The sequence below is a fragment of the Streptococcus parasanguinis genome (genome assembly GCF_032163505.1).
GTDB classification, from domain to species: Bacteria; Bacillota; Bacilli; order Lactobacillales; family Streptococcaceae; genus Streptococcus; species Streptococcus parasanguinis_V.
Genome location: NZ_CP134148.1, coordinates 1 through 9,995, shown reverse-complemented (window position 1 = coordinate 9,995; position 9,995 = coordinate 1). Strand labels below are relative to the sequence as shown.

Below are 9,995 nucleotides of genomic sequence, written 5' to 3'. Positions count from 1 at the left end.
TAAGATCGATGATTATTATAAACACGTCCAGAAGTCCAAAAACTTGGACCTACAAAGGGAATTCATCGTGGCCGTCGGCAATAAGGCAGATTGGGAAAAGTTGAGTTTTGAAGAAAAACAGGAAGTGGGAGAAGCCCTGGCGCGTTATGTGCGCGATTTTAACGAACGACATGACAACATGACCATCTATAACGCAATCGTGCATCTAGACGAAGGTGGGGCCCCTCATGCACATTTTAATGTCGTTCCAACAGCGAATGGGTACAAAAATGGGCTTTCAGTTCAACCGTCATTTAGAAAAGCGTTGGAACAGGAAGGATTTGGACCATCTGGACACGAGCAGTTTAAAGCGTTTAGAGATGCAGAAGTCCATCGTCTGCATGAGTTTGTCCATGAAATCGGAATTGACCGAAAAGCTGGGCAAACCAATGATATCAAGGATATGCGCGAATATAAAGACGCGATGGAATATATTGAGAATCGAAAATCAAGTCAGATTGTTAAAATGCAACGCGAAGAAAAGGCTCATGAAGAAAAGATGAATGAGTTAAACAAGAGATTGAAACAACAAGAAGAAATGATCCAAAAAAGAGATGAAGCTTTTAAAGCTAGTAAGAAGCAACAAGCTAGAATTATTAAGCAGATGAACGATGAGATCATGAGCGAGTCTGAAAAGCTTGATATGAAACGAATCGAAGATAAAACTGTCGATGCAATGTTGAAGATGCAGCTGATTGCAGATAAACCAATCGACGATAAGCGGAACTATCGAATCAAAGAGAAAGGATTTGGCGAGGAAAAACAACGTTATGTTATGGTTCCAGAAAAGGATTTTGATGACTTGGCACGTAGGGCTAATTCTGGCCCGCTGATGCAGTTGTTGAAAGATTTTAAAGATCATGTTCTTGGTTTAGGAATCGTGAAACGTCTGAGGGCAACTATTGCAAAATTAAAAGAAGAAATGGCTGATCTAATGAGAACAAATGATCGTCTGACGAAAGATTTGCAGTATGTGATTGAAGATAGAAACAAATACAGATCTCAATTGCAGGACCAAGAGTATTATCTAACGGATCAAGAACGTGCTGAGATTGCTGAAAAGATTATTCAGAGAAAAGATCTTGAGTTAGAAGATGGTGAGAAAACATTTGATAGAGATGATCTTGACTTGAGTAGATAACTTGATTATTATCCTAGTAATAAAATCCCTTTTAGAGAAATTTAATCCATTGGGATTTTATTACTGCTTATTTAAAAACAATATACATCACTGCTGGGATCTGCTTACTTAAAGGTCTGATATATAGAGGGAAAATTAGGCTCCTACATATATACCCTTTACCAACTTATCTTTTCCCCTTGAAGGCGGGAGCGTTTAGCGACCTTACTCTTTTTATTCGTCAACAAAAGTTTATACGTAGAGCTTTTTAAAATTTTGCGTTAGCGGGAGCGTAGCGAACAGAGGCGATAGCCTCAAAAAGGAGCGAAGCGACTTAATTTTCATTGTTAGAAATTGGATATGGTTATAAGCGCGAAGCGCTAATTGTAATTATATATTGTATATATATATTGTAAGTAATATTGTAGGATCTGGCTATCCCTTGAGGCTCTAAGGATAGCTGACGAATAAAATCCCTTTTAGAGAAAATAAAATCCCTTTTAGAGAAAATAAAATCCCTTTTGGAGAGAATAAAATCCCTTTTAGAGAAATAAAATCCTTTTGGATTTTATTGTTGACTGGAATATAGGTTTTTGATATAATAAAACATATAAAAATGAAAAAGGATTTTAATTCTTATGACAGAAGAAAAAAACGAAATTAGAGAAGTAGCAAAGTATTCTAACGACTTTAATGCTGTTCCACTAAAAGACTTCTCGCTCGTACAAAAAAAGATATTAATGACACTCATCTGGTTAATCAAAGAGACAGATGGTAGTGACATTACGATTGATTATGATCGTTTTATATCACTTGCGCAATCAAAACCAAGGTCTTTAGAAGAAGGTATTAGACTGATTCGACAGACATTTCGAAAAATTTTATCTCTATCAATAACAGAGATTGAAACTGAAACATCTTACGAAGAATTCATGCTATTCACGGCAAGAAAAGTTGATAAAAAGAATGGAGAAATAACTGTACGAGTTAACCCTGACTATTTTTCGTTGATAAAAGATTTTGCAAACGAATATACAAAATTCCCGTTGCAGATTGGAAACAGCTTTAGTAAACAGTACACTATCGACATATACAAATTTTTGCGTCAGTTTGCTGACACAGGATTTTGGGTCGTAACGGTAGAAAATTTCAAACGTTATTTAGCGATCCCAGACAGCTACGGTGCTACAAAAATTCGGGAAAAAATCATAAACCCAGCTTTGGAGGAATTAAAAAAATACTATCCAAACCTGAGGTTAGAGGAAGTAAAAGCAAAACGCAAAAGGGGAGAACGTGGCAGACCGAAAGTCACATCTTACAGATTCCATTTTGATAAAGAAGCCCGAGACGCGTGGGAAGATGATAAGTACGGCTCAAAAGTAAAAGAAACGAACGTTCCTAAGTGGTCAAATCCTGATTATAAGAATACGACGTCAGAAGAAACAAAAATCGAGCTAGAGAAGCAGAAAAAAGAAATGTTGGGGAGGTTATAGTAACAAAACGACAGAAAGAACAGAACTAATAAACGATTATGGAAAGAGGTGCCAGGGTGTCAGAAAAAAATAATTATCAAAACAATATAAAACATTTTAGAGTTAGAGAGGGGTTGACACAGGAAGAATTAGCTAAAAAAATAAATACTTCAAGGCAAATGATAGGCTTAATAGAAAATAGTAAAACAATACCATCCGTAGAAATAGCTTTAAAATTAGCTAAAGTTTTAAAAGAACCTATAGAACATCTTTTTAGACTCTGAAAGGGCTTTACTATCTGTGCTTTTAATGATACTATAGTGTTAAAATAAATAAAAAGGAGATTGCGTATGTTGTTCTTTTCAGCTGCTTTTGTAGTCGGTTACTATTTCGGAAGAAAATTCTAACTAGTCTAATAGCCTAGTTATAGACTATAAAACAGAAAAAAGCACGGTTGAATAAACCATGCTTTTTTCTTATGTCGCTTTTTAACGTTATATAATGCATTTTGAGAACCTTTAGGGTGTGGGTGGTATATTTACCCTCCCAGACCATTTTGTTTTGTTTTTATAGGGAATTGATAAGGAAATGAGAGCTTAAAATCGATTGTAAGAAAATATCCTCTGAAAATTCTGCGATAAGCTAATGTCGAAAAAAATTATAAACCACAAGATATTGATTTTTTAAATAACAAAAAACACGAAAACCCTTGTTCTATATAGGGTTCTTGGTTTTGTTTAAATCAATATCTTGTGGTTTTTCCCCTCATTTTATGAAATATTGGGCCTAAATTAGAGAATAAATTCTGCATTTTAAAAATCGTTATAGTATAATAAGGGTATAGCTACGAGCGGGGGTACCATTAGACTAGGAAGAAGGTGGTGCCTATGAGAAAAACACCGCTCTCAATGAGCGATTTCTCTGCATTTAAAAGAGAAAGGAAAGTAGACAGATGTCTGCTTACGAAGTGATTATGATCGTTCTTGCGATCATAACGCTGCTCAAACAAAATAAGGACTAAAAGTCCACGAAAAAACGCCTTAGGAAAAAGGCGTTGAAAGAACTTTTTGCCACCGCAAAGTAGCTATACAAAGAGAATTGTTCCAGCAATTCTCTTTTTTATTTAACCCTATTTTAACACAGGTGCGGGACAAAGGAAAGAAAAAGCTACGTTTTGTAATCTATTTTAGCGATAATAAAAACTGTTCGGTGCGATTTTTAACAGTAACTGATATAGAAATGAGAGCTAAAAATCGATTTCAACAAAATATCTGTACAGAAATTGTATAGAACATGCTATAATTGTTATACATAACATTATGTATAACGTATATAATCGGCGAAAAAGAGGTGGGGATAATGAGTGTACAAATCAGCATGCGTGTATCAAAAGAACAGAAAGAAAAGCTTGTAGAAATAGCTAAACAACAGAACAAAAGTCTGACTCAGTATGTTTTAGATACATGTCTTGTAGAAGATGTCGATACAAATATAGACGATGCTACACACTCTAGCAATCGTATAGAAAAAATGCTACAAAGCCAAATAGAGCAATTGCGTGAGGATTTTGAACGCGAACGCACTCAATTGGTGGATCAAATCGAGCAAAAAGATAAGCAGATTGCTGATATGATCGAAACAAGCAACAGCCAGTTGCAACTGATCGGAGCTCTGACAGTAAGGAATGAGACTCTACTATTAGAACATAAAAAAAAATGGTGGAAATTTTGGGAATAGCTTTGTACATCTCATCTTTTTTAGCTTTATATACATAAAAAAGTCCTCGAACAACAAGGACTTTTTTTGAAAGCTGGATGACTTATCTAAGTCATCCAGCTTTCAAAATGACTAGTAGGACCGCTTCGTTATTGGCCGACAAAATTTAATATGCTTCAAAACTATATCTTGTACAAATTATTTAATCTTTCTAACTCTAATACATTCATACATACTTCTACTCCAGTAACTACCCCCTTACTATAAATAATTCCACAAGAAAACACAATCCTATCCTCACTCAAAATATTTGACAATATTACAAATGATTCCAAAACATAATCCTCTATAGTAATAAAACAATTATTTTCATCTTTAAAAAACGTTATAAATCCAATATCCTTACACCTATCACGAAAATGAAACCTAAGTGATCTTAAAAAATAATCAAAAAACACATCATTTTCCATAGAAAGCCCTTTCATTTTTAAAAACAATCTGATATAATCATACAAAAAATAAAGGAGAACTACAATGAAAAAACTTATTTTATTTATAACTACCTCTTTAACTCTTCTTTCCTTTACCGTTACAACATATGCCGAAACTCCAAAAACAAACAATGTTTCCCCATATTCCACTGTACGTGGAAATGGTGGAATTTCCAAAATAGAAATTTATGATAATCGAACTAGAGCATGGTGGTACGCACTACCTTATACTAAAAGTTCTTATGAGTTCTCTGGAGGAGTTAGTATTACATTAACAAATGGTCGCACCTTATTCTACCCAGTAAAAGGTAACGGCAGAGCAGGACAATCAGTTAGTGGCTCAATATATGTAAAAGGAAAAATAAAAAGAGTAACTTTTTCAGGCATTGCTTACGGTCCTGGTGGAATACAAATAGCAATCCCTCAATCAGAAACAAATAATTTTAGTGGTGGTGGATCAGGGATGAGCATACCAGAACCTGAAATTATATACGAAAAATAATTCACTAACAAGAAAATATAAAGAGTTGTCTTTTTTTAGACAACTCTTTATACTTTAAATTACTATCTACTTAACTCTCTGGATTGGTACATAAATTAATATCACCGATCTCCAAAAAGTTTTTCCAATTTCCAAATACTAAACCAAATAGAAATTGTTAGTAAAACAAAGAAAACGAGAAACAAATTGTCTACTAAACTTTTGTTCATGAGACACAGTTCTCTAGCTATGTAGGGAGATATGGGGTACAAAATGCATTGTATTAAAGGAATGATTATTTTTCTCATGATTTTATTAATAATAACGATTTCCATGATATAGTATACTTCTTACGAAATTAGAAGTCGAGCTAACAGAAACATTGACACTTCCTACCCCACCAATACCAACGCCGCTCCCAACGGAATTGGTTGTTGTTGTATTGCTATATAATCCACCTGAGATGGTATAGTGTATCTTACCCGCATTCTCTAAATGGTACTGAAAATTTCCTGAGAACACTAAATTTCCTGGGTTATATCCGGCATATACAATACGTCGAATTCCTCTGAATTGGCCACTAACCGAAACTTCACAATAAAAATATACTAAACCAGCATCACCTGGCAAATAAGAGTTTAATGTACTATAGCTAAAACCAGATGCCGTTAAACGTACATACCGTACATCTTTATCGCCTGCCATATATAAACTTGTTCCATACTCGTTTGGAAATAACATATTTTTGGCGGTTTCATAACTAACACCGGTTTCTGCTACATAAGAATTAATTACATCACTCTTATTTATATATGTAATTTGGGATTCGTTTTCGTTAAATTTAATTGAATCAGCTTTTACTACGTTAGTGATCATTAGAAGTAGCGATATTGTTACTAGAAAAGCCCACATCTTGGTTAAAATTGTTTTATCTCTCATTTTATTTTTCTCCATTTTTAGTGATTATCTACTACTACTACTATAAAGGTCCTTTGCGTTTTAGTTTCCGTGATTTTCCTTTCTAGCCAAGAACTTTTATTTTCACTTATATTATACTTTAATTTTGAATTAATTTCCATTTTTATACATGAAAGTAGTTCCAGTTTTCTTATATCATTTAATTTATTGAAGAGGATAGCAGGAGTTTTTTCTTTTATACAGGTTAGTTATCTTACAGTGAAAAAACTTTTGGATGTTGATGTGATGCTCTTTTTAAGAGTTTTTACTTCCTCTAATAAAAGAAAAAAGATTGAAGAACTGTCCAAAATGGACTTTTCCTTCAATCTGATATGTTTCTTATACGTTTTTCAGAAATTGTATAAATTTCGTTATCACTTCTCTTACCAATAGCAATGACTTCAATAATTTCAATTGCATTGACAGTTTCATGAAAAACAATTCTTAGCCCCAGTTTTTTGTGTTTTAACTTTCTGTAACCTGCTAAATTACCGTGAAGAGCCTCTCCGGCAAGCATCCCTTGATTTTCTAACTTGATAAGTGACTTTTTAACATGAAGACGTTGACTATTATCTAATTTATAAAAATCATCTTGTGCTTCAGGTATCAATTCAACTTTATAGCTCAATCCCAACCATCCTCTACATTTTCCAAACCTTCACGCCAATTTGAACCAAGAAATTCATCGACAGTTAAATTTTTTCGTGCTTCAAGTTCAAATGGAATTTTACGATCACGTCTGATTTTATTGAAATATAAATTAATTGCGGTGGTATAGTCAAGCCCAATCTCGTTCAATACCTCGCCAACTTCCTGTTTTAATTCGGAGTCAATACTTAGATTTAATCTTGCTTTTGTAGTTGTAATAGCCATTTAAATCACCTCATCTTTTTTGTGTATATTATACACAAAAAAACAGATTTCTTCAAACTATTTTTTTCTCGTTGATAATTTTTCTGTATAAATTGTTAAAAAATGATGCTGAGATAGCCATTCTGAGCTGATTTCAGTTTATAGGGCGGACAATCTATCGCTAAAATTCCTTACAGCCCCAACGATTTGGGCTGTTTTTTGCTTATTGTCAAACTTTCCGAAAAAGATCAATTTTTCGGAAAGTTGTAAAGTGCGGCTAGGTACCAAAATATATTTATAAAAACTTTACAAACAAAATAAATTATTTCTATAAATCATTTGACTCTTAATCTCAACTATGATATAACATTAATAGCTAATTAAGGTTGCTATTTTCATCTTTCGCTCTTGGCGATGAATGAAGCTCCTTCAGGATCATAAACTATCAAAAGTTTATTATTCATTGAAAAGGAGAAAGAAATGGCACATTATTTATGGACATAAAAAAGCGTTTCCCCAAACGCTTTTTTTTTTATAAAACAAGCTCACTATTCCCCAATAGTGAGCTTTAGTGCTTTATTACAAAATAAAGCGGATGAATGAAGCAATCAACCAGCTAATTAAGGTTGCATTTACTTCAATACTAAGAGTTAGACTCTTAGATGTTTTATTGAAGATGATCTTCATCTTAAGCCTCCTGCGGCCAAAAAATCTTGAATCCTCGGCCAATGTCAAAGCGAGGTCAAAACATGGACTATTGTTTTCTCTCACAAAAGAGGAAGCAAGTTCTAGGGGTCGCCTAGTGCATTTTATACTACAGCATAAAATGCTCGATTTATTATAACATCACGAAGATGTTTTAACAATATTTTCTCAATTTTTAAAAAAAAAAGCGTTTTTTCGCAAAAAGATGGCATACTACTTTCGTAAGAAAAAACTAGATTAAAAACCTATTGAGAAAGAGGTAAGGAAAAATGAATTTGTCCGAAATGTATAAAGAGTTTGACGACTTGATGAGAAGGCATAACGACTACGTTGTATACGAAAAACCGCTAATCGAAATGATTAACGGAAAAATTGTATCTGGTAGCAAGTATATCATTACTGCTCCCACTGATATTTTAGATCAATTAGAAAATGACGTGGCGACGTTAGAAAAAAAAGCTAACTCAGAAAGCTCAAACAATGCTATTACAATTGGCCGTAGCCGATTGCGTTCTGCATCGTCTCTCTCTTTGTCGATCAAAGAGGCTAAACATACAGACACAACCTCAGTAGAAAACTGTCTTGATATGCTTCGTAGAAGCTACGAAAAAAATACTGAGAGAGAGCTGGAAAATCATCGTAGCATTCTGCAAGAACTAAATCTTGCAAAAAATAGAACAACAGACGCAGAAGAATTAGAAAAGTTGGACGTAGATAATGAAATCGAAATTAAAAGACATGAGTCAACGCTAAAAGAATTATCTGAAAAATATGGTACAGCAATTGAACTACTATCAAAATACGATAAAAATAGAGCCGTCCGCGTCTCTTCTCGAACTGGTTGCAGCTATCGTCTTAATTATTTCGATCATGAAAAAGATAAACGAAGCCACGTTTCGATTAATAATTTAATAATGATTGATAGCGATATTTCAATTGATTCATTAGAACATACAGCAAGACGAAAAAAAAGAAATGATACGAAACAACCGATAATCGATCTTAATACGATCTCGATTTATGAACCACTGGAAATCTCGTATGATGAATATATGTCGAATCGCAAACATTAACTAGAGTAATAGCCTAGTTAATAAGCATGGGAGGGAGTTATGATCTCTCTCTTTTTTGTCTTGCGCGGTTCGCGGACAAATCGCACGCTGATTCGTGCGACGGGCGAAGACCATTTTTTGCTGATAATTTTAGCGAAGCTGAAATTATTTTTTTAGCAAAAGATGGGCAAGCAAAAATTGCGTGAAGCAATTTTTTCGGTGCGCTGGTTCGCGCCGATTTTTTCGAGGCCACTTTTGTGGGCCGAAAAAGCAGTGAATTTTTTGAACCGTAAGGGTAAAAAAAGGGGTGCAACCCATAGCCCTCGGCGGAGCGTTTTTCCTTTGTACGTCGCGAAGCGATGTCAAAGGTGCAAAAACGTTACTCTTTGCCAAAGAGTAACAGAAACTCCCGCTAAATCCCGACTTTGGATTATGATTTTTACGTCTGTTTTTATTCGACAATAGCGACGCAGAATAGCGATAGCGCTGCGTCTTAGCCCGCTTTTTCGGGCTACCTTGCGCTTTTTTAATTTAGTGATGGTTCTGTATACTGGTCCACGTTTAAGTCCATTAATGGGCTTGTATGTAGTCCATCTTTTAAATAAATCATGGGCTTATATATAGTCCATAATTTTATCGTTTTATGGACAACTATGTAGACCATTATTTATATTTTTCATGGACTTATATATAAACCCACGAGATAGGCAAAATATGGATTTCTATATCTATCCATTATTTTTATTAACTAGGATAATAGCCTAGTTAAACTTTTTGAGTGCTGTGTTTTTTCTTCTGTTTTATCTTTATTTTTAACAAAAACTGGCATACTATGAGTAACTCTTAAAGAGTAACTCTCGAAAGGTAGGTTTAAATCATGAATAAAACAATGACATTGTCCTTCAAAACAAACCCAAAACAAACTAATATCAGACACAACAACCGCGAACTGACAGAAAAGGAATTTAAAAGCGACGCTCACAAGCACATTCAGCGCGAAAAATCGAAATACAATATTCAGATTTTCAAACGTGATATCAAAGATGTTTATCATGATCTGTTTGATGATGCACTGAACGCTTACAACGCAAAACAAAAGCGCAAAGATCG

At 34.2% G+C, this 9,995-nt stretch carries 10 protein-coding genes and 1 pseudogene; 7 read left to right on the top strand and 4 right to left on the bottom strand.

Features of this window, described 5'->3' with window-relative positions; genetic code table 11:
• The 4 genes from RIN70_RS10330 to RIN70_RS10315 all read left to right on the top strand — a co-directional run.
• Positions 1 to 1,180 (top strand): plasmid recombination protein (locus tag RIN70_RS10330; RefSeq protein WP_313790789.1); only part of this gene is annotated, 1,180 nt, incomplete at its 5' end.
• Positions 1,181 to 1,797: 617 nt separating this feature from the next.
• On the top strand, positions 1,798 to 2,652 hold the full coding sequence (locus tag RIN70_RS10325) for a replication initiation protein (protein ID WP_313790788.1): 855 nt from the start codon (positions 1,798 to 1,800) through the stop codon (positions 2,650 to 2,652).
• Positions 2,653 to 2,708: 56 nt separating this feature from the next.
• Positions 2,709 to 2,915, top strand: a complete 207-nt coding sequence (locus RIN70_RS10320) for a helix-turn-helix transcriptional regulator (RefSeq protein WP_231082287.1) — start codon at positions 2,709 to 2,711, stop codon at positions 2,913 to 2,915.
• A gap of 1,075 nt (positions 2,916 to 3,990) precedes the next feature.
• On the top strand, positions 3,991 to 4,368 hold the full coding sequence (locus tag RIN70_RS10315) for a type II toxin-antitoxin system TacA family antitoxin (RefSeq protein ID WP_313790787.1): 378 nt from the start codon (positions 3,991 to 3,993) through the stop codon (positions 4,366 to 4,368).
• A gap of 161 nt (positions 4,369 to 4,529) precedes the next feature.
• On the opposite strand, the gene RIN70_RS10310 is transcribed toward RIN70_RS10315, so the two are convergent.
• Positions 4,530 to 4,817, bottom strand: coding sequence for a hypothetical protein (locus tag RIN70_RS10310; protein WP_313790786.1), 288 nt, complete (start codon positions 4,815 to 4,817; stop codon positions 4,530 to 4,532).
• Positions 4,818 to 4,881: 64 nt separating this feature from the next.
• Here RIN70_RS10310 and RIN70_RS10305 point away from each other — a divergent pair, with 64 nt between their 5' ends.
• Positions 4,882 to 5,340, top strand: coding sequence for a hypothetical protein (locus RIN70_RS10305; RefSeq protein ID WP_313790785.1), 459 nt, complete (start codon positions 4,882 to 4,884; stop codon positions 5,338 to 5,340).
• A 294-nt stretch (positions 5,341 to 5,634) separates the two neighbouring features.
• Here RIN70_RS10305 and RIN70_RS10300 read toward each other — a convergent pair whose 3' ends face one another.
• The 3 genes from RIN70_RS10300 to RIN70_RS10290 all read right to left on the bottom strand — a co-directional run bounded on the left by RIN70_RS10300 (position 5,635) and on the right by RIN70_RS10290 (position 7,149).
• On the bottom strand, positions 5,635 to 6,273 hold the full coding sequence (locus tag RIN70_RS10300) for a hypothetical protein (RefSeq protein ID WP_313790784.1): 639 nt from the start codon (positions 6,271 to 6,273) through the stop codon (positions 5,635 to 5,637).
• A 325-nt stretch (positions 6,274 to 6,598) separates the two neighbouring features.
• Positions 6,599 to 6,904, bottom strand: coding sequence for a type II toxin-antitoxin system RelE family toxin (locus tag RIN70_RS10295; protein WP_061604750.1), 306 nt, complete (start codon positions 6,902 to 6,904; stop codon positions 6,599 to 6,601).
• Positions 6,901 to 7,149, bottom strand: a complete 249-nt coding sequence (locus RIN70_RS10290) for a type II toxin-antitoxin system RelB/DinJ family antitoxin (protein WP_001018847.1) — start codon at positions 7,147 to 7,149, stop codon at positions 6,901 to 6,903. Before RIN70_RS10290 ends, RIN70_RS10295 begins: the two co-directional genes overlap by 4 nt.
• 959 nt (positions 7,150 to 8,108) lie before the next feature.
• Here RIN70_RS10290 and RIN70_RS10285 point away from each other — a divergent pair.
• Both RIN70_RS10285 and RIN70_RS10280 read left to right on the top strand, forming a co-directional pair.
• Entirely contained in the window at positions 8,109 to 8,906 is a 798-nt protein-coding gene (locus RIN70_RS10285; protein ID WP_313790783.1) for a hypothetical protein, read from the top strand.
• An 856-nt stretch (positions 8,907 to 9,762) separates the two neighbouring features.
• A pseudogene (locus tag RIN70_RS10280) lies at positions 9,763 to 9,995 on the top strand (plasmid recombination protein); the annotation flags it as partial.